Source organism: Sphingorhabdus sp., from assembly GCF_029865925.1.
Lineage (GTDB): Bacteria > Pseudomonadota > Alphaproteobacteria > Sphingomonadales > Sphingomonadaceae > Sphingorhabdus_B.
This window is the reverse complement of record NZ_JARXAI010000007.1, coordinates 1-17,387: the sequence shown is the minus strand read 5'-3', so window position 1 is coordinate 17,387 and position 17,387 is coordinate 1. Positions and strand designations below refer to the sequence as shown.

General features: G+C 56.4%; 19 protein-coding genes. 7 read left to right on the top strand and 12 right to left on the bottom strand.

Translation table 11 applies throughout. From position 1 onward, the window contains the following. Positions 1-136: 136 nt before the first annotated feature. From QE270_RS00720 to QE270_RS00695, 6 genes are all read left to right on the top strand, one after another. On the top strand, positions 137-1,219 hold the full coding sequence (locus QE270_RS00720) for an NADP-dependent oxidoreductase (protein WP_300033851.1): 1,083 nt from the start codon (positions 137-139) through the stop codon (positions 1,217-1,219). Between the two features lie 9 nt (positions 1,220-1,228). Continuing rightward, positions 1,229-1,678 carry a VOC family protein gene (locus QE270_RS00715; RefSeq protein WP_300033849.1) on the top strand — a complete coding sequence of 150 codons (450 nt, stop codon included), beginning with the start codon at positions 1,229-1,231 and terminating at the stop codon, positions 1,676-1,678. Positions 1,679-1,704: 26 nt separating this feature from the next. Beyond that, positions 1,705-3,054 carry an MFS transporter gene (locus QE270_RS00710; RefSeq protein WP_300033847.1) on the top strand — a complete coding sequence of 450 codons (1,350 nt, stop codon included), beginning with the start codon at positions 1,705-1,707 and terminating at the stop codon, positions 3,052-3,054. Continuing rightward, entirely contained in the window at positions 3,051-3,848 is a 798-nt protein-coding gene (locus tag QE270_RS00705) for an alpha/beta hydrolase (protein ID WP_300033845.1), read from the top strand. The genes QE270_RS00710 and QE270_RS00705 overlap by 4 nt, the downstream gene beginning before the upstream one ends. Beyond that, positions 3,849-4,151, top strand: coding sequence for a YciI family protein (locus QE270_RS00700; protein ID WP_300033843.1), 303 nt, complete (start codon positions 3,849-3,851; stop codon positions 4,149-4,151). A gap of 106 nt (positions 4,152-4,257) precedes the next feature. Continuing rightward, positions 4,258-4,449: a hypothetical protein gene (locus tag QE270_RS00695; RefSeq protein ID WP_300033841.1), complete on the top strand. Its 192-nt coding sequence runs from the start codon at positions 4,258-4,260 to the stop codon at positions 4,447-4,449. A gap of 94 nt (positions 4,450-4,543) precedes the next feature. Here QE270_RS00695 and QE270_RS00690 read toward each other — a convergent pair whose 3' ends face one another. From QE270_RS00690 to QE270_RS00650, 9 genes are read right to left on the bottom strand one after another with little or no spacing between them, the layout of a single operon-like run. Then, positions 4,544-5,446: a hypothetical protein gene (locus QE270_RS00690; protein ID WP_300033838.1), complete on the bottom strand. Its 903-nt coding sequence runs from the start codon at positions 5,444-5,446 to the stop codon at positions 4,544-4,546. Further along, a complete protein-coding gene (locus QE270_RS00685; protein WP_300033836.1) occupies positions 5,443-6,210 on the bottom strand; it encodes an enoyl-CoA hydratase-related protein in 768 nt (255 codons plus the stop codon). Before QE270_RS00685 ends, QE270_RS00690 begins: the two co-directional genes overlap by 4 nt. Beyond that, positions 6,207-7,073, bottom strand: a complete 867-nt coding sequence (locus QE270_RS00680; RefSeq protein ID WP_300033834.1) for a polysaccharide deacetylase family protein — start codon at positions 7,071-7,073, stop codon at positions 6,207-6,209. Before QE270_RS00680 ends, QE270_RS00685 begins: the two co-directional genes overlap by 4 nt. Further along, positions 7,073-7,876, bottom strand: a complete 804-nt coding sequence (locus tag QE270_RS00675; RefSeq protein ID WP_300033832.1) for an SDR family NAD(P)-dependent oxidoreductase — start codon at positions 7,874-7,876, stop codon at positions 7,073-7,075. The genes QE270_RS00680 and QE270_RS00675 overlap by 1 nt, the downstream gene beginning before the upstream one ends. A 4-nt stretch (positions 7,877-7,880) precedes the next feature. Further along, positions 7,881-8,186 (bottom strand): REDY-like protein HapK, encoded by a 306-nt coding sequence (locus QE270_RS00670; RefSeq protein ID WP_300033830.1) that lies wholly within the window; start codon positions 8,184-8,186, stop codon positions 7,881-7,883. Between the two features lie 15 nt (positions 8,187-8,201). Then, on the bottom strand, positions 8,202-9,392 hold the full coding sequence (locus QE270_RS00665) for an amidase (protein WP_300033829.1): 1,191 nt from the start codon (positions 9,390-9,392) through the stop codon (positions 8,202-8,204). Further along, positions 9,389-10,756 (bottom strand): phenylacetate--CoA ligase family protein, encoded by a 1,368-nt coding sequence (locus QE270_RS00660; RefSeq protein WP_300033827.1) that lies wholly within the window; start codon positions 10,754-10,756, stop codon positions 9,389-9,391. The genes QE270_RS00665 and QE270_RS00660 overlap by 4 nt, the downstream gene beginning before the upstream one ends. Next, complete coding sequence (locus tag QE270_RS00655; protein WP_300033825.1) at positions 10,753-12,123, bottom strand: MmgE/PrpD family protein; 1,371 nt, start codon at positions 12,121-12,123, stop codon at positions 10,753-10,755. The genes QE270_RS00660 and QE270_RS00655 overlap by 4 nt, the downstream gene beginning before the upstream one ends. Then, entirely contained in the window at positions 12,120-13,370 is a 1,251-nt protein-coding gene (locus QE270_RS00650) for an MmgE/PrpD family protein (protein ID WP_300033823.1), read from the bottom strand. Before QE270_RS00650 ends, QE270_RS00655 begins: the two co-directional genes overlap by 4 nt. Before the next feature lie 59 nt (positions 13,371-13,429). Here QE270_RS00650 and QE270_RS00645 point away from each other — a divergent pair, with 59 nt between their 5' ends. Beyond that, positions 13,430-14,203, top strand: coding sequence for a GntR family transcriptional regulator (locus QE270_RS00645; RefSeq protein WP_300033821.1), 774 nt, complete (start codon positions 13,430-13,432; stop codon positions 14,201-14,203). Between the two features lie 17 nt (positions 14,204-14,220). Here QE270_RS00645 and QE270_RS00640 read toward each other — a convergent pair whose 3' ends face one another. From QE270_RS00640 to QE270_RS00630, 3 genes are all read right to left on the bottom strand, one after another. Next, positions 14,221-15,318: a CoA transferase gene (locus QE270_RS00640; protein ID WP_300033819.1), complete on the bottom strand. Its 1,098-nt coding sequence runs from the start codon at positions 15,316-15,318 to the stop codon at positions 14,221-14,223. Between the two features lie 5 nt (positions 15,319-15,323). Further along, positions 15,324-16,511 (bottom strand): CoA transferase, encoded by a 1,188-nt coding sequence (locus QE270_RS00635; protein ID WP_300033817.1) that lies wholly within the window; start codon positions 16,509-16,511, stop codon positions 15,324-15,326. A gap of 2 nt (positions 16,512-16,513) precedes the next feature. Next, a partial coding sequence (locus QE270_RS00630; RefSeq protein ID WP_300033815.1) for an acyl-CoA dehydrogenase family protein occupies positions 16,514-17,387 on the bottom strand: 874 nt, incomplete at its 5' end.

Here is a 17,387-nt window from a genome sequence, read left to right as displayed (position 1 = left end):
CGCGCATTCACTGCGAACCGCGCAATTGGACCGTGACCGGCGCCGATGGCAAGAAAAAGGATATGATCGGCTGCTCCTTCTGGGATCTGGATGGATATTTCTTTGAAGTTAACGAAGTAGTGAAAATCCACGATTGATGACTGATCTCTCTGCCTTTGATCGCCTTGCCGATACATTAAAAATTGACGATAATGCAAATTACCAGTGGCGCATCGCTCGTCGCCCCGAAGGCAATGTGCAGCCTGAGGATTTTGAATGGGCCGTAAGCGAAATCCCTGAGCCCGGTGAAGGCGAGGTGCTCCTGAAAACCCATTATCTGGGGCTGGCCCCCCTGATGCGGATGTACATGGCTGGATTGGACCCATCGGGAGAAGGCGTGCGGCCAATTGGCGGCCTGATCCCCGGGCGCGGCGTCTCGCAAGTGATCGTGTCGCGACACCCCGATTGGCATGAAGGTGAGATGGTGCAGGGGCAGATGGGCTGGCAAACCTATAAAGTCAGCGCGATGACGGCTCAGGAGAAAATGATCCGGATGCCGAACAACGGCCTGCCGGCTGCTCTAGGCGCGGGTGTTCTGGGGATGACGGGCCTGAGCGCCCATGCAGGATTTTTTGCCTGCGGCGATCCAAAGCCTGGTGCTCTAATGGTCCTTTCGGGCGCTGCAGGCGGCGTCGGTTCGATGGTCAGCCAAATAGCAACCAATGTCGTTGGCTGCGATGTTGTAGGGCTTGCGGGTGGCGCAGCAAAATGCACCTTCATCCTCGACCATGGCTGCTCTGCTGCGATTGACTATAAGGCCGAGGACATAAGCGAACGGCTTGATGCGCTGCGACCCGATGGCATCGATCTCTATTTCGACAATGTCGGCGGCCAAACGCTGGCCGCGTGCCTCGAACGGCTCCGCATGCATAGCCGCATCGTGCTGTGCGGTTCGATCAGCGAATATACAAGGAGCGAGCCTTTTGGCCTCACCAACTATGCCCGCCTGCGCCGCACCGAAAGCACAATGCGTGGCTTCTTTGTCTATAATTATCTGAGCGTCTGGGATCAGGTGATGGATGACCTTTCCGGCTGGATAAAGGACGGCAGGCTCAAACCTGTGCAGGATGTTGAGCAAGGCTTTCAGAAGATGCCCCGCGCTCTCGCCAACCTTTATTTCGGCGCGAATGTCGGGGTGCAATGCGGCTCGGTTCGCGGCGAACCCAGTGAATGGATTTAAGGACAACAGATGACAGAGAAACAACCGACCAGATTTCAGCGTGCCAATTACTGCGTGGAAGATATCGACCGCGCGCTGACCTTCTATGAAAGCGTGCTAGGTTTCGAAGTGACCTATCGAAAGGGCCATAATTCCGACAGCTATTCGATCCCGCTATTTGAAATTCCCGATGGCGCCGAGCTGGGTTTTGCGATCCTCTCACTGCCAAACCAGCCGCGGGTGATGGCATTGTCCCAAATCAAGAACGTACCGCTACCTAGCGGTTACCCGCGCCGCAGTGCCATTGTACTGGACATAGCTGACTGCGACATGGTGATGGAAAAGTCCCGCGCGCTTGGGTTACATGTCTATAAAGAAGGCCGCCTTGAAACCCATGACGGCCGTATCGGGCGAGAGATCGGCATTGTTGACTTTGATGACAATCTGGTTGTGATCTACAATATTCCAGAAGCCCAGTAACGGCGTTGGCAAGGGAAGGGAAAAGTATGAGCGATACTGACCTACAAGCAGCTGCAGCCGGATCCGTCAAACCCTATCCGTCTGCCGCGGCGGGCTGGTTCCTAGTGGTGATGTTGACCGTCGGCTATATTTTCAGCTTTGTGGATCGTTACATCCTCGGCCTTTTAATCGAACCGATAAAGGCGGAATTTGATCTCTCCGACCGCTCGATCGGCTGGCTACTGAGCGCCTTCACTTTGGTCTACGGCTTTGTCGGTATCTTCATGGGCTGGCTGGTGGATCGTGGCAAACGGCTCTGGATTGTGTCTATCGGGGTCGCGCTTTGGTCCGTGGCAACGGTTGCGACCGGTATGGCGAAGAATTTTGTCCAGCTCTTCACCGCACGCATGGGTGTGGGTATTGGCGAAGCCACGCTGAGCCCCGCCACTTTCTCCATGATCGGCGATAGCTTCCCGACAGAGAAGCGCGGCAAGCCCATTGCCTTTTATTCCGCGGCTTTGCCGATTGGCGCAGGTCTGGCGTCGCTACTCAGCGGCGCCGTGATCGCATGGACAGCATCCAGCGGCAGCCAGTCGCTGCCATATTTTGGGGAGCTTTCGCCTTGGCGCTATACGATGATCATCGTCGGCCTGCCTGGACTGCTATTGGCCCTGATCTTCCTGCTCATGAAAGAGCCTGCCCGCCGGCCTGCCGCGGCCTCATCTAATGTGATCAGCGGCAGTGGTTTTACGGATGCGCTCAGATATCTCTGGGACAACAAGGCGCTCTACATTGGCTTTGTCCTAGTCATTTGCGCGATGACAGCTATTGCCTACAGTCATGGTTTCCTTGCCCCTACATTTGAGCGTACCTGGGGATGGTCACCGCAGAAATATGCTTATGTGAATGGAATTGCACTGCTGCTTATCGGACCGCTCAACATGATGATCATGGGTTCGATTTCCGACTGGTGGACGAAAAAGGGTGTGAAGGACGCCTCGCTACGTATCCTCTATATCGGCTTTTTTATCATGATCCCGTCGGGCGTAATCCCTCTATTCATGCCGACTGCAGAGCTGGCCTTTGCGTTGCTGTGCATCAACACAATCGGCATCGGGATTGTGTCGGCCATCGGTGTCACGTCGTTGTTGGTGATCACACCCGCACAAATTCGCGGTCAGGTGGTGGCGCTCTATTATCTGGCGATCAGCTGGTTCGGCTCGCTGGGTCCCATCGCGGTGGGTGAGCTTTCCAGCGGCGTCTTTGGCGAGGATAATCTGCGCTATGCCGTTGCCGCCATTCCGGTCATCTTCGCCATTGCACCGCTGTTGATGATGCCGTTGACGAAGCGGCTTTATCGTGAACAGATGGACCGGCTTGGGGTCACCACCGAATGAGGAAAGGCTATACCGACGGCCCGTTCGGACAAATCCATTGGCGCATGATGGATGCGGTAGGAGAGGCGACAATGCCGGATCTCTATTGCCTTCATCCCAGCCCATTTAGCGGGCTCGCCTATACCAACGTCATGCCAATGCTGGCGCAGAACCGCCGGGTGATTGCACCTGATTATCCGGGCTATGGCGGCTCCGATCCGTTCAAAGCGCATCCGTCCATCGCCGAATATGCCGAAGCGATGCTCGCCGTCATGGATGATCTGACGCGCGGCGGGACGGTTGATCTAACCGGCTTTCACACTGGCAATCTGGTTGCTGGCGAAATGTCGTTGATGGCATCCCACCGTATCCGTAAACTGGCGCTTGCGGACGTGCCGGCATTCAATGCCGAAACCAGGGCAAAATACCGTGCTATGGCTGCGCAGCCATTTGAAATCAGCGATGATAAAGAGTGTCTGGAAAAGCCCTGGAAGCGCGGTATCATCACCCGCCTAGAGGCCCAAGGCCCTGCCCGCGCACTGGAGATGTTTGCCGAACAATTGCGGGCTGGTCGGGATATGCATGCCGCGTTTGATGCGGCTTTTACTTATGACGTCTATGGCCGAATGCCGCAGATAAGCCATGAGACGTTGGTGTTCGCCAGCCAATCCGAAATGCTCGAAGCAACACGATGGGCCGCGGCCAATATACCGGGCGCCACGCTTGTTGAACGGCTGAACATTACCAAAGGCGTGCTCGATCAATTGGCCGAAGAAACCGCAAAGGAAATCATTCGCTTTCTGGATCAGCCGTAGATGAAGGCATATGTCATCTATTGCCGCGACAGGCCCGAAACTGAAAATCTCCGAAAAAAAGCCACCCCAGCGCATCTGAAACATGTTGAAGACCATCTAGATCAGCATCTGGTGGCTGGTCCGATGAAGGATGCCGATGGCAATACGGTTGGCTCTTTGCTGATCGTCAAAGCTGTTGATGCCGATGATGCTCGAGGTTTTATAGAGCGCGATCCCTATTTCTCAGCCGGATTTTGGGAGAGCATCCAGATCTTTGAATTCATACCGGCCGCTGGCGATTGGATTGGTGGCAAGATATGGTAACCATCAAACCAAAGGGTGGATGAGCAGTATGACAAGGATCAAACCACTGACGATATAAGAGCTCCCCGCGGAAACCCAAGCGGCATTAGAATTTTCAAAGCAGCTAATGGGCTATGTTCCCGGTTCGGTCATGATCATGGCGCATTGGCCGGAACTGCTCGGAGCCTTTCGCGGGCTCGTCAGTGTGATTTACGGCGACAGCGCCATCGATAATGGCTTGAAGCGCTTAATCGGTGCAGTGACGAGGCTGCTGCTGGGTGTCATATTGCAAGGCGCACACGACGATGGGCGCGCTTGATTAGGGTGTTGACGAATAGAAGGTAAAGGCATTCTGGGATTATCAGGCCAGCGCGCTCTTCTCCGATGCCGAACGCGCCGCGCAGCACGGGAAATCATGCCCGCTCGACGAGCTCCAACAACTCTCCCGCTGGTCCCAGCACGGTCGCCGAGCGGTTCCCACTATAAAGTGGGCCGGAGAGATGCGCAGGCGGGGCGATCCAATCGGCTTTGATGTCATCCAGACTGTCGACCATCAGCGTGACTAGGCTGTTGCCAGGCGGCAGGCAGCCAAGGTCGGCCCGGCGGACCCTCGTCTGGGGTGGGTAGTCGTCAATCTCGACAATCGGCATCCTCCCTTTTTGTACCATGGTCAGCGATGACATAGTGTCCGATGGCAGGCCAAAAGCGTTGTTAATCATCGAATAGGCGATGGTGTAAGTGTCGCCAACGTCCAGCGCCAGCCGGTCGCGATACCAAGCGACGGTCGCTTCGCGGTTAGGCGTTGCGAGGATGACGATGAAGATATGGTCCATCGGCGAGTTCGCGAAAGGCAGGTCGCTCGATGGCGTCGACGAACGCGTTTCGTTGAAATAGAGCATTTCCCTCCCGCGCCCATGCACCTGCATCGCCACAAAGTACGGTAGGCCGGGGATCTCCTTGGGCAGGCCAATGACGCCAAAACCGCTACCTGCAATTTTCGCGGGCCAGCCGAACGCATCCTGTACAGTGATTTCGTAAGACGCCCAGCCAAAGGTGGTGGTCGGAACGAAATCGGATGGTAGCGGCTGTTCAATCAGACGGATGAAGCAATGCGCGCCGCTGGTCGGTTTTAGCGTCGCAATGCGCTTACCTGCCAGCCCGTCGATCCCCCAAGCGCGTGCCAGTTCGTCAGGAACAACGCCTTGTTCAACCAAGGCGAAGCCAAGCTCGCCTTGATAATCCGCCAATGCTGCATCCAGATCAGGTGTCGCCACAACGCCGCCAATGATGCTGCCATGCTGGATGGGTTCGCTCATTTGAATTCGGGCTTTCTCTTCGAGAGAAACGCGCTGACGCCTTCCTTGAAATCGGCGCTGTCAAAGGCGGCTCTAAATTCGGCGAGCGTCTCTGCATCGTCATGCGCCTGCCCACCCAAAATGCGTTGAATCTGCATTTTGGAGAGCATCTGGCTTTGCCCCGAAGCCTCGGCCATCTGGGTCGCAAGCTCCATTGCCGCGTCGTAAGGCTGATCAGCAAGCATCGTGACCAGCCCAATTTTTTCGGCTTCAGCGGCAGAAATCAAAGCCGCTGTATAGAGTAGTCGCTTTGCCTGTGACGAGCCGACCAGATCGACCAGCAGCTTGGTATCATGCAGCGGATAGACAAGACCCAGCTTGGCAGGCGTGATGCCAAAGCGCGCGGCGGGCCCGGCGATGCGGAAATCGCATGCCATCGCAATGCCGCACCCGCCACCGACACAATCGCCGTCGACAATTGCGATGGTCGGTTTGGGCGCGCGGGCCAGTTCATGCTGCAGTTTGTTGATCGAGGCTTGGTTTGCTGCCCGCCATGTGGGATCTTGCGCACCTGCACCAAATTCGGCGATATCGGCACCTGCACAAAAGGCGCTGCCTCGTTCGCTCGCATGAACCATCAACACGCGGACCGCATCATCAGCCATCGCGTCGGCGAGCAGCGTGGGGAAGAAATCCCACATCTCTTGATTAAAAGCATTACGCTTGTCGGGCCGGTCAATGACCAAACGCGCAATCTTCCCGTCTTTGTCCAGGCGCAGGGTCATGCGGGATCCACCACCGCGAGATGCTTCGCAATCTGGTGCCGCGTCGCGATCCAGACATCCGAATGCTTACGGACATGCTGGAAAAACTCCTCCAGCGCCCAAATCCGGCCCGGCCTGCCGATAATCCGCAAATGCAGCCCAAGGCTCATCATCTTGGCATTGCCCTCTTCGCCCTCGCGGTAAACCTGATCGAAATTGCGCTTGGCATAGGCCAGCCAATGCTCGGGCGTCATCGCGGGGTCAGTCCACATTTTCATGTCATTATTGTCGAGCTGATAAGGAACGATGGCAATTGGTTTGCCTCGCAACGTCTCCTTGTCCCAGAAGGGAATATCGCCCGAATAATTGTCCATATGATAATCGAACCCCTCTTCGATCAGCAGTCGGCGCGTATTGTCAGTGTGGAAATAGCGTGACAGCCAGCCATAGGGCCGCGTGCCGGTTGTCGTCTCGATTGAGGTCACGGCCTTGCGGATGAAGTCACGCTCGGTGGCCTCATCCATCTTGAATTGATGCACCCAACGATAGCCATGACTGACTGGTTCATGCCCCATCTCCGCTATGGCGGCACCAATTTCCGGATGGTTTTCTAGGGACAGCGCGGCAACTGTCCAGCTGGCCATGATGTCATAGGCCTTAAGCAGCCTCACGATGCGAGGCGCGCCTGCCTTAATGCCATAGAGATAGTTGCTTTCATTTCCATAATTGCGGATCGGTGATTTGATATGGATGCCCAGCTCGTCGACCGGTTCCATGCCGCGGTCGCCGCGCGCGATGGTCATCTCGCTGCCCTCCTCAACATTGACGACAATGCTGAGCGCCATCTTGGCGCCATTCGGCCAGTCGATCCGTTCTTCACGCATCAGTGCATTTCCTCGCCGCCCGAGACATTGATCGCCTCACCAGTCACATAAAAGGCATCCTCGCTAGCCAGCCATAGGCAGGCTGCAGCCGTATCAGATGGCAGGCCAGGACGCCCCATCGGGTTTTTTGCGCTCATATTGGCCAGATAGGCCTCGACCGTTCCAAAACCCAGCAGCTTTGAGAAATAGTCATTCTGCTGCGCACCGAGCCCGGTGGTCACATGGTTGGGGCAGACCGCATTAACGGTAATGCCGTGCGCACCGAGCTCAACCGCTGACGCCCGAGTTAGGCCAACCATGCCGTGCTTGGAGGACACATAGGCAGGCAGATGTGGAAAGCCGGTCTTGGCGGCTTGTGAGGCGATGTTGATGATGCGGCCGCCTTTGCCTGCGGCAACCATCGATTTGGCTGCCGCCTGTGTGCAATAGAAAGCGCCAGACAAATTGACTGAGATCACGCGGTCCCATTCCTTGGCTGTATCGACCTCCAGCAATGGTTTCATCAGGAAGCCGATACCGGCATTATTGACGAAGATATCCACGCCGCCAAATTTGGCCACTGCCTGATTGATGAGCGCTGAGCACTGCGCGGCATCAGATACATCGCAGGCAATGGTTGCAACCTTGGTCCCGCGCCCACGCAACTCTGCGGCAACGCCCTCAGCCTCGGCGTCAATGCGGAGGTCCGAGATGACACAATTGGCACCTTCACTCGCAAAGGCCCGCAATATCCCTTGCCCCAGCCCCTTTTCCTTGCCGGAACCGGTGACAACGATGGTCTTGCCTAAAAACTTCCCTGCCATGACCTTAGAGACCCTCGGTAAGCACGAACTTTGGATTGTCGGCATATTCTTGAAATGGTGCAGCAGCGGCTTGAAACTCCGCAGTCGAGATGTCGGCGACAAATTTATCGATGGTGGTGATGTCGATGATTTCAAAATAGTCATATTCCGGCTTTTCGTCCGAGCCGAACACGCCCGTCGCCTTGTGGATGGTGAAGCCATTGATCGAACCCAGCGCGTTGACGCAGGGAATGTCGCGGGTCTTCGCCCAATTTTCATAGTCCGTAATGGACGCGCCGGCCTTCAGCTTGAAATAAACGATGATGCGCATGGCTCTCTCCTCTTGTTACTTTGCCAGAAAATGGTCGGGGCGGCGATAGGCCTGAAGCTTAGCATCAAATTCCCGCGCCAGTTGGAACAAATCCGCTTCGTGGCCAGTGCGCCCGACAATTTGCAGGCCCAGCGGCATCCCCGCATCATCCACGCCCATCGGCAGGCTGATCGCAGGCAAGTTCGCGATATTGGCAAGGCAAGTGTAATCTGCCTGATTGGCCGGTGCATCCTCGCTATGCGAGAAAGCGCCCTGTGGCGCAGTAGGCAGGATGATGGCAGCGTGTTTGGCGACGATATCCTGCACCGCCTGTGCGGTTTCGGCGAGGATCGCCTGATCCTCGGCCCAGTCGGCATCGCTGCGCTTGGGTCCATAGGTGAGCAGCTTTTTCAGATTGGCCGACAGCTTGTCCCGACCGGCATCGGCAAAATGCGCGGCCATGGCTTTGGAGGTCTTGATGAACCCAGCAAAGCGGATGCGCGAAAGCGGATGTGCGAGCTGCGCCACGGCGATCTCGCTGCCTGCAAGTCGGATGACATCGCGGAATTTCTCGATTACTTCTAGCTCGCAGTCGACCCCGGTTTCCGCAAGCGTTACCAAAGGACCGCTGGCAGTATCGCCATCGCCAAAATCGGTCATCACGCGGGCAGCGCTTTCGAGTAGATCGAGGCTGCGCGCCAGCGGGCCGATACAATCGAGCCATTCCTCGGCCAGCTCTAGCCCTTCCTGACTGACTGATGTCTGCGCTGGCTTGAACCCGTAAACCCCGCAATAGGCCGCCGGGATGCGCACTGAACCCATGGTGTCCGTTCCCAGCGCTATGTCGCATAGTCCTGCTGCGACCGCAGAACCACTGCCACCTGAAGAACCGCCAGGCGTGTAACCAGTCTTGTGAGGATTCTGGGTCTTGCCGAACCATGGATTGTCGGTCTTCGCACCAAGCGCCGCTTCTTCCATGTTGAGCATGCCAATGATGGCAGCCCCCGCTGCACGCAATTTCGTAACCACGGCTGCATCCTTGGGCGCTACTCGGCCCCTATAAACCTCACAACCAGCCGTCCATGGCATCCCTGCCACGGCAATATTAGCCTTCACACCCACCGTCAGGCCGGCAAGCGCTCCCCCCCCACCTTCCGCCGACCCATCAAAATCGGTAAAGGCGTTGAGCGGCGCATTGGCGCGAACAAGGGCGTCGAAATCGATCATAGGCCTCTTTTGTCAATCAGGCGGATTGGCTTTTGACGCACATCAATTTGCGTCAGCGCGGCTGTCTCGCCCGGCGCGCAAAGCTCGACGAGCACATCGACCCCTAAGCCGCGACGCAATATTTCGGCAATATCAGCTTTTTCGGTTCCGCCCCGACTTTCGATCAGCACTATCATATCATCGCGCTGGGTCGCGGTATCCCGCTCCACAGTGCAGACATACTCGCCGGTCAAGTCCCTCCGGTTCTCGATCAGCGCGCCAATCGCATGCGGGAAAAGATTTATCCCGCGCAGCTTCACCATATTGTCACTGCGTCCCTTGAACCCGGCGATGCGCTTGAAGGCAATCTCCCCGCGACCATCCAGCTCATGAGTGATGTCATGGGTGTTGAAACGGATGCATGGCGCTACATCATCCTTGTAGAGGCAGGTCACGACCATATCCCCCGTGTCGCCCTGTGCAACGGGTGCACCGCTATCGACATCCAGCAGTTCGAGAAACTGTGCGTCTTCCCAGACATAAAGCCCGTTCCGCTCCGGCCCTTCGCCCGCGATGCTTCCGGTATCGCCCACGCCATACCAGTCATAGGCTTTGGCGCCATGCCATGCTGCCTCGGTCGAGGCGCGGTCTTCTGTGCCCAGATGGCCAATGATCATCCGCAATTTAATCCGGTCGAACAACCCTTCGGCCCCGGCCACTTCGGCCAGCTTGCGGATATAATCGACAAAGCCGACCATCACCGTCACGCCAAAATCGGCCATTAGATTAACCTGATTGACCGAACGGGTTTCGATTCCGGTGCCAGCCGACAGGAAGATCGAGTTGGTGAAATGCGTCACAGCCTCACGGATATAATGGCCACCATTGATCATGCCATGCCCATAGACCGAATGAACCACGTCATCAGGCTGCAACCCAAGCCAGCGATACATGCGGCCAACCAGCAGATTGCCAACCTCGCGGCCCTTGGGGCCGAACAGCAATGTCTGCGGACGCCCTGTAGTGCCGCTGGTTGTGTGCAGGATGGAAGGCGGACGATCGCCCCCACCAAGCCCTGCAAAATCGCCATAGGGCGGGAAGTCGGCAATCGAGGCCATCAGGTCTGATTTGTCGTAAACAGGCAATTTGGTGATATCGTCGAGGCCCTTGATGTCGCCCGGTTCGATCCCCCTCGCGCTCCAGAGCCGGTTGTAAAAGGGCACGTCCCAACCGCGCAACATCAGCTTTTTGAATTGCGCATTTTGCAGAGCAAAAAGCTCGTCGCGCGACATCGTCTTGTAGCGCGCAACAAAGGCATCGCCGACAGGATAGTCTGTCAGCATCTGCTTGACATCAAGGGCTTCGAAGTAGTTCGGAAAACTCATTTAGGGTCCGTTGCGTAAGAGAGAGGGTCGCAGAAAATGCGCGGGTCGCAGTCACCAGCGAGTGCGCGGCAAAGATCATATTTGGATGCGAGTTGTGCCGGCGTCATTGGCCCGTCTGGGCTGCCCATATTGGCATCAATTTTGCGTTCTATGGTCGTGCCATCGTTCAGCTTCACGACCAGTCTTTGGGGAGCAAGAGCATTACCATCTGGATTCCCATCCAACGTGACAATCACATTATCTGCAAGCGATGGAATCGTCTCGCTATGGCGTGGGTCGATATGGCCATCGCGCAACATCAGCGCGGCGAGGAAAGCCAAGCAAAGGCGGTTATAACTCATCGGCGCGTCGGGCTTGTGAGGACGCCCGACCAGCCGGTAGATGAGCGGAGGTGCAAAGAGTTCGATGCTGGCAACGCTATCGAGCAACACCCCGCCTTCGTTACGCAAATCCTGCAGTGCACCCAAAGCGCCATGGCTCGCACGGCCTGAGGGGAAAGGCTTGATGCTCACTTCGCTGATCCGCCAGACCTTGCCGAGGTCGCCAGTGTAGCGCGAGAGTTCCAGCGGCTCGATCAGCGCGGAATAGCCGAACGGTCCTTCCAGCACATCATGCGGGCCATTCATGCCAGCGCGGATCAAGTCCACGGCCGAAATCGCCGAGCGCGCTGCGTTGCCAATCTGCAAGGGCAGCGTAATCGACGCCTCGACATGCGCCTGCATCGTGCCGCCCGCAAAACTGTATGCCAAGCCGAAGACATCAGCCATTTGCTGACGCGTCATCCCATCGAGCCGCGCGACCGCTAGCGCCGCGCCAATAACTCCTGTCGTGGCGGGCCGGAAGAATTTCATCGGACCTGTTGCCGAAAGACCAACGCCGCTGGCTATATCGACGCCCACGGCAAGTGCGGCCAAAAATGCCTCTGGATCGCAGCCATCCATCCGGTCAGACGCGGCCAGCAGCGCCGCAGTTACAACCGATAAGGCGTGCACCACAGCCGGTTCGTGCACAGCATCCCATTCGAGGCAATGAATAGCAAAGCCATTGAAGAAGGCGGCGGATGGCGCGGGTAGCAACATCCCGTTACCCCGAACCGTTAGTCCTGAGCTTATCGAAGGACGGTTTGCAAACTCCCGTGCTTCGACAGGCTCAGCACTAACGGTATAGGGCGTATGCAATAGGCGGGATGAACCATTGCCGCCCCAGCTCGTTACCGTAGGCAGCAGCGCCAATGCTTCCGGTGAAACAGCCCCCGCTGCCCCCCCCGCCAGCGTATCTGAAAGCAAGCGCAAGGCATCGGCGCGCACTTCAGGCAGCAACACATGCGGCGCAGAAGCGAAATTGAGGATAGCATCGGTATGCGTCATCCTAGCCATTTCCCGAGCATCTTGTAAATCGCGGCAGGATCATCGCCTTCGAGGGCCAGTTTGACAGCCTTATCCGCTTGCTTCTTCGAAAGCCCACCCCACGCCATCAGCGCGCGTGCCTTGTCGATCACCTGCACTTCGCTCATTGGCCGTTCGGGATCGCCGAGCGTGTCGATCATTTCAACGACCTGCTTGTTGCAAGTCACCCGTGCGCCATAATGCTCGGGATAACGAGCGCTGATGTCCTTGCATTCCCTCAAGGTTACCTTGGCACGCTGTTTGGCGAGCTTATTGATCATTGCTGGCTCGAAATCTGCAAGCGTTGGCACGCCGCTGACCGCTACAACCGCAATCGCATGCTGCAGCGAGAATTTAGCCTGATGGACGGTTTTCGGGTTCAGGTTATCGCAAAAGGTGATGGCGTCACTGTAGGTTTCCACCAATATCTCACCATCCAGCTTACCGAGTAAAGCCTGAAGCTCAAGCGCCGCATCAATCGCCGGATGTGCGTGGCGGCAAGCGCCCCAGGGCTTGAAGCTAACATCCCAGATACGCCAGCGTTTGGGGTATTCCATTGGCTTTGGTGATCTGCAAGTCGCCGCATAAAGGCCCTGCGGTCCCTCCAGGATCATGCGCGGTCCGGTGATGCCTGATCGCGCCATGAAAGCCGCGAAATAGCCGTTTTGCGCTGCGGTTGCAGTATGGAACTGCTTGGTCATGACAGCCTCATGTCGCATTTGCCAAAGGCCACCCGTCGTCGATCCAGCATTGCCAAGCGCATCGAGCAACTGATTTGGTTTCAGACTGTGAATCGAGACAACAGCTGCTGCCGCACCAAAAGCGCCTGCGGTGGCCGTGGGGTGATAATGTGCATAATGATGCGCATCAAAGGTCGATCCAATCGCCACCATCGCTTCATATCCGCGCACTGCGCTGTCGAGCGCCTTGTCCATGCTGACGCCCGCATCCTCGGCCGCATCAATCACTGGCTGCCAGATGACCGGGCCAGGATGGAGAATGGCAGTGCGGTGGATGTCATCCATTTCCAGCACATTGCCCAGCCATGACGAGGTTTCGACCGGGCAGATGTGGCTCTTAGCCAGCAGCGCGGCCACCTTCGATTCCCGCGCGCCCGCAACACAGCCCAGCCAATCCAGCAGATGCAGCCGCGCCCTGGCGCGTGTTGCTTCGTCCACCCGCAGCGTCAAATGTTTCGCCAATTTTTCGGTCAAGCTCTCTTGCGTCATGCCGCGACCTGCCTTAGCTTCCCCGGACAAATAGATGTTAATCTGGGCGGAGAGATTATTTGACGATAATTCGAAAAGATATAGACATTCCGTCTCCGCCTAAAAAGAACCGAAAACCTCGATATCTCGAGCTCGCGGATGAGTTGCGCTCCGCGATCATGATGGGCGAGTTCTCCAAAGAAGAACAATTCCCGACCGAAACCGTATTGTGCAAAAAGTTTGGTGTATCGCGCTTTACCGTCCGTGAGGCGCTGCGTAAATTGACGCAGGAAGGACTGATTTCTCGGCGTCGCGGATCGGGTACTACAATCCAGCCGGCTTCTGCTCGTGCAGGTGCGCTGCGCCAGCCGCTGTCCAATGTTGGCGAAATCCTGCAATATGCGCGCGATACCATTATCAACTTTGAGAAAATGGAACCGCAAGAAATTCCGCCAAAAATTGCTGACCAAATCGGCCTTGCCACGGCCGATAAATGGTTTGTCTTTCACGGCCAGCGCATGAAGCCTGGGCTCAAGCACCCGATCGCGATCACCGTTGCCTGGATACATCCGGACCTTGCCGGAGCGGTCGAGAAAATCGATGTGACGGAGGCAACCATCTTCGGCCAGCTTCAGAATTTTGCTGAGATAGAAATCACCCAAATCACGCAGGACATTCAGGCGATCACCGCCTCGAAACATTTTGCCAGCAGTCTTGGCATAGAAAAAGGTGAACCGATCCTGCGCATTTTGCGTTGCTATTTTGATCAGAATGAAAGGCTGTTTGAAATTTCGGCAAACTACCATCCCGGCGAGCGCTTTGCCTATTCGATGCATATCGATGTAGAAGCCTGACCGGCGCAGTGGAGCATTCATCCATCTGCCCCCAATTTAGGAACAGCGCCGTAATTCTTTTTTTCTGTCCCAGCGAAACGAATTGGCGAGGCGATGTGATGGCGATTTTCTGATTCCGAGAGCAAGCTGCGCCCTTGAATGTGGGGCTGGTCAAACGCCTCGCGGAAATCCAGCACTGGCGAGAAGGCAACATCCTTGTCGGCGAACCATTCCACCCATTCAGAACGCATTTTTTGTGCAAAAATGCTGCGTAGTAATTTGATGAGATCCTCTTGTTCCCCTGCCGGACGCAGCGCCTCTTCGATCCGATCTTCATGCCCCAGCGCGATTAGCAGATTGCGCGCAAACTTCTTCTCACGTCCGCCCAGCACTACGTGTTTTCCGTCTGATGTCTCATAGACTTGATAGAAAGCAGCGCCGCCCAATGAGCGTTGTGCCGCAGACTGCGGGGCTTCACCACCAGCTATAGCACTACCGGCGGTATGCACGCACCAAGGCAGCATTGCGTCGAACATCGCCATATCGATATAGTCCCCGCGCCCAGTCCTCTCGCGTCCAATTAACGCCATCAGGATTGCCGACAATCCCGTCAGCCCACCTGCCATATCGGCAGAAGGCACGCCCGGCACCACAGGCGCGCCATCAGGACTATCATTGACTGACAAAAAGCCAGCCAGCGCCTGCACCGCCATGTCATGCGCAGGGTGATGAGCCAGCTCACCTTCCTGACCAAAGGCCGAGATGGAGCAATAAACGATACGCGGATTGCGTAATGACACGGCTTGATAATCGAAGCCCAGCCGCTTCATTACGCCCGGGCGAAAGGCTTCAACGAAGACATCGGCGTCGGCAATGAAATCCCAGAGCTTTGCTTTGCCCGCTTCGCTTTTTAGATCGCAAACTACGCTTTTCTTGCCACGATTGAGATTCGCAAACCATACCGAATGGCCATTTTCAAACGGCTCCATTTCGCGGACCGGATCGCCTGTGGGGGGCTCCACTTTGACAACCTCAGCTCCGTGATCGGCCATCATCACGGTCAGCATCGGGCCGGGAAGGAACAGCGACAGGTCGAGGACCTTTATGCCCGCAAGTTTTCCGCCTTCCGCCGCCATTGGAGTTATACCACTCCGCTTGCGCGCAGCTTTGCTACCTCGCCGGCATCATAGCCGATTGCACCCAATATCTCATTGCTGTCCGCGCCCAGATAGGGACCAGCGCGGTTAGGTAGCCGCTTGCCATCAATCTTGATCGGGCTGCAAAGCACGTCCATTTCAGGTTTGTCCGGATGGGTAATCGTCTCGCGCATGCCAATTGTTTCAAGCCAAGGGTTATCGAGCGCCTGGTCGAGGTCATAGACCGGCGCAATAGGCATATGCCCTCGCAGCAGTGCCAACCAATGCACCACCGGATGCGCGCCAAAGATGCCATCGAGTATACTGCATAGCTCAACGCGGTTCACCAAACGGTTGGAGGGCGTATCGAAACGCGGATCATTGATCAATTCTGAGTGCCTGATCCGATCGGCCAATATGGGCCAAAATTTAGGTGTTTGCGCCATGACGAACATCCAGCCGTCTTTGGCTTTGAATAGTTGGCTGGGTGTGACGCTGGGATGGGCACCGCGCGGCGCCCGCACGGTCACATCGCCTTCATTCATATACCAGATTGCTGGATAGCTAGTCTGATGCACAGCGGTGGAAAGAAGGTCTACATCAACGTCGCAACCTTCGCCGGAACGCTGCGCATCCAGAAGGGCTGCGAGCAAGCCAACGGCCATTTGCGCGCCGCTCATAAAGTCCACCATCGAAAGGCCAAAACGCACAGGTGGCCCGTCGGGTTCGCCGGTCAGTGAGCAGAAGCCCGCTTCTGCCTGCATCAGATAGTCATAGCCCGGCCATTTGGCGCGTTCATTATCGCGACCATAGGCCGAGATATGGGCACAGACGATAGCAGGGTTCACGGGTTTCAATGACGCATAATCCAGTCCAATCTTGGCGGGCACATCACCGCGCAGATTATTGGCCACAACATGCGCGCTCTTCACAAGCTTGTGCAGTATCTCGACGCCTTCCGGGCTGGTAAGGTCGAGCGTCAGTGATTTCTTGTTTAGATTGAAGCTCTGAAAATAAAGGCTTTCACCCTCGCGCAACCAATGCGGCCCAACATGGCGGGCGGTATCGCCGCCTTTTGGCGGTTCGATCTTAATGACCTCTGCACCCAATTGCGCGAGGAACATGGTACCGTAAGGGCCGGCGCCATATTGCTCTGCGGAAAGAACGCGGAAGCCCTTTAAGGGTTGCTTCACTCTCAAGCTGGGTTCCTCTTCACCCATTGTTTGGAGATGATCATCCGCTGCATTTCATTGGTACCTTCGCCGATGCACATCAGCATAGAATCACGGTAAAATCGTTCAATGTCATATTCCTTGGAATAGGAATATCCGCCGAACACCCGCATCGCTTCCTGGCTGTTGGCTACGGCCGCTTCCGAGGCGAAGTATTTCGCCATACCAGCCTCCATGTCACAACGCTCGCCGCGATCATAGGCTTCGGCAGCATCAAAGGTCAGCAAGCGAGCAGCGCGGGCACGCGTTACCATTTCGCCAATCTTCAGCTGGATTGCCTGATGCTCCGAAATTGGCTTGCCCATAGTCTGGCGCTGCTGGGCATATTCGGTCGCGAGCCGCAGCGCGCCCTCGGCCAAGCCAACGCCGCGAGCCGCGATATTGATACGACCCAACTCAAGGCCTCCGGTAGCCTGGAAGAAGCCTTGGCCCTCGACGCCGCCGATCAGGTTATCTGCAGGGATACGGTAATTATCGAAAATCAGTTCGGCACTGTCGATGCAATTATAACCCATCTTCTTAAACTTCTTACCCGTCGTGAAGCCTTCATGCTTCGGCGCGATCATAAGGCTCATGCCCTTGTAACGGGGCTCGGCCTTGGCATCCGTTTTAACCAAAAGCGCAAAACACTCACCCTTGATGCCATTGGAAATCCAAGTCTTTGTGCCATTGATGACATACTCGTCACCATCACGTTCTGCGACGGTGCGGATTGCCTGCAGGTCGGTTCCGGCATTGGGCTCAGTTAACGCGAGGCCGCCGCGGATTTCGCCTGTGGCAAATTTTGGTAGCCATTTGACTTTCTGCGCGGGCGTTCCGAAACGATCCACTGCGCAG

Excerpts from the sequence above, each read along its gene's own strand:
- QE270_RS00720 (WP_300033851.1), top strand. The coding sequence starts at position 137 with ATGACTGATCTCTCTGCCTTTGATCGCCTTGCCGATACATTAAAAATT.
- QE270_RS00655 (WP_300033825.1), bottom strand. The coding sequence starts at position 12,123 with ATGACGCATACCGATGCTATCCTCAATTTCGCTTCTGCGCCGCATGTG.
- QE270_RS00710 (WP_300033847.1), top strand. The coding sequence starts at position 1,705 with ATGAGCGATACTGACCTACAAGCAGCTGCAGCCGGATCCGTCAAACCC.
- QE270_RS00665 (WP_300033829.1), bottom strand. The coding sequence starts at position 9,392 with ATGATCGATTTCGACGCCCTTGTTCGCGCCAATGCGCCGCTCAACGCC.
- QE270_RS00660 (WP_300033827.1), bottom strand. The coding sequence starts at position 10,756 with ATGAGTTTTCCGAACTACTTCGAAGCCCTTGATGTCAAGCAGATGCTG.
- QE270_RS00670 (WP_300033830.1), bottom strand. The coding sequence starts at position 8,186 with ATGCGCATCATCGTTTATTTCAAGCTGAAGGCCGGCGCGTCCATTACG.
- QE270_RS00695 (WP_300033841.1), top strand. The coding sequence starts at position 4,258 with ATGGGCTATGTTCCCGGTTCGGTCATGATCATGGCGCATTGGCCGGAA.
- QE270_RS00690 (WP_300033838.1), bottom strand. The coding sequence starts at position 5,446 with ATGAGCGAACCCATCCAGCATGGCAGCATCATTGGCGGCGTTGTGGCG.
- QE270_RS00650 (WP_300033823.1), bottom strand. The coding sequence starts at position 13,370 with ATGACGCAAGAGAGCTTGACCGAAAAATTGGCGAAACATTTGACGCTG.
- QE270_RS00640 (WP_300033819.1), bottom strand. The coding sequence starts at position 15,318 with ATGGCGGCGGAAGGCGGAAAACTTGCGGGCATAAAGGTCCTCGACCTG.
- QE270_RS00715 (WP_300033849.1), top strand. The coding sequence starts at position 1,229 with ATGACAGAGAAACAACCGACCAGATTTCAGCGTGCCAATTACTGCGTG.
- QE270_RS00705 (WP_300033845.1), top strand. The coding sequence starts at position 3,051 with ATGAGGAAAGGCTATACCGACGGCCCGTTCGGACAAATCCATTGGCGC.
- QE270_RS00675 (WP_300033832.1), bottom strand. The coding sequence starts at position 7,876 with ATGGCAGGGAAGTTTTTAGGCAAGACCATCGTTGTCACCGGTTCCGGC.
- QE270_RS00680 (WP_300033834.1), bottom strand. The coding sequence starts at position 7,073 with ATGCGTGAAGAACGGATCGACTGGCCGAATGGCGCCAAGATGGCGCTC.
- QE270_RS00700 (WP_300033843.1), top strand. The coding sequence starts at position 3,849 with ATGAAGGCATATGTCATCTATTGCCGCGACAGGCCCGAAACTGAAAAT.
- QE270_RS00685 (WP_300033836.1), bottom strand. The coding sequence starts at position 6,210 with ATGACCCTGCGCCTGGACAAAGACGGGAAGATTGCGCGTTTGGTCATT.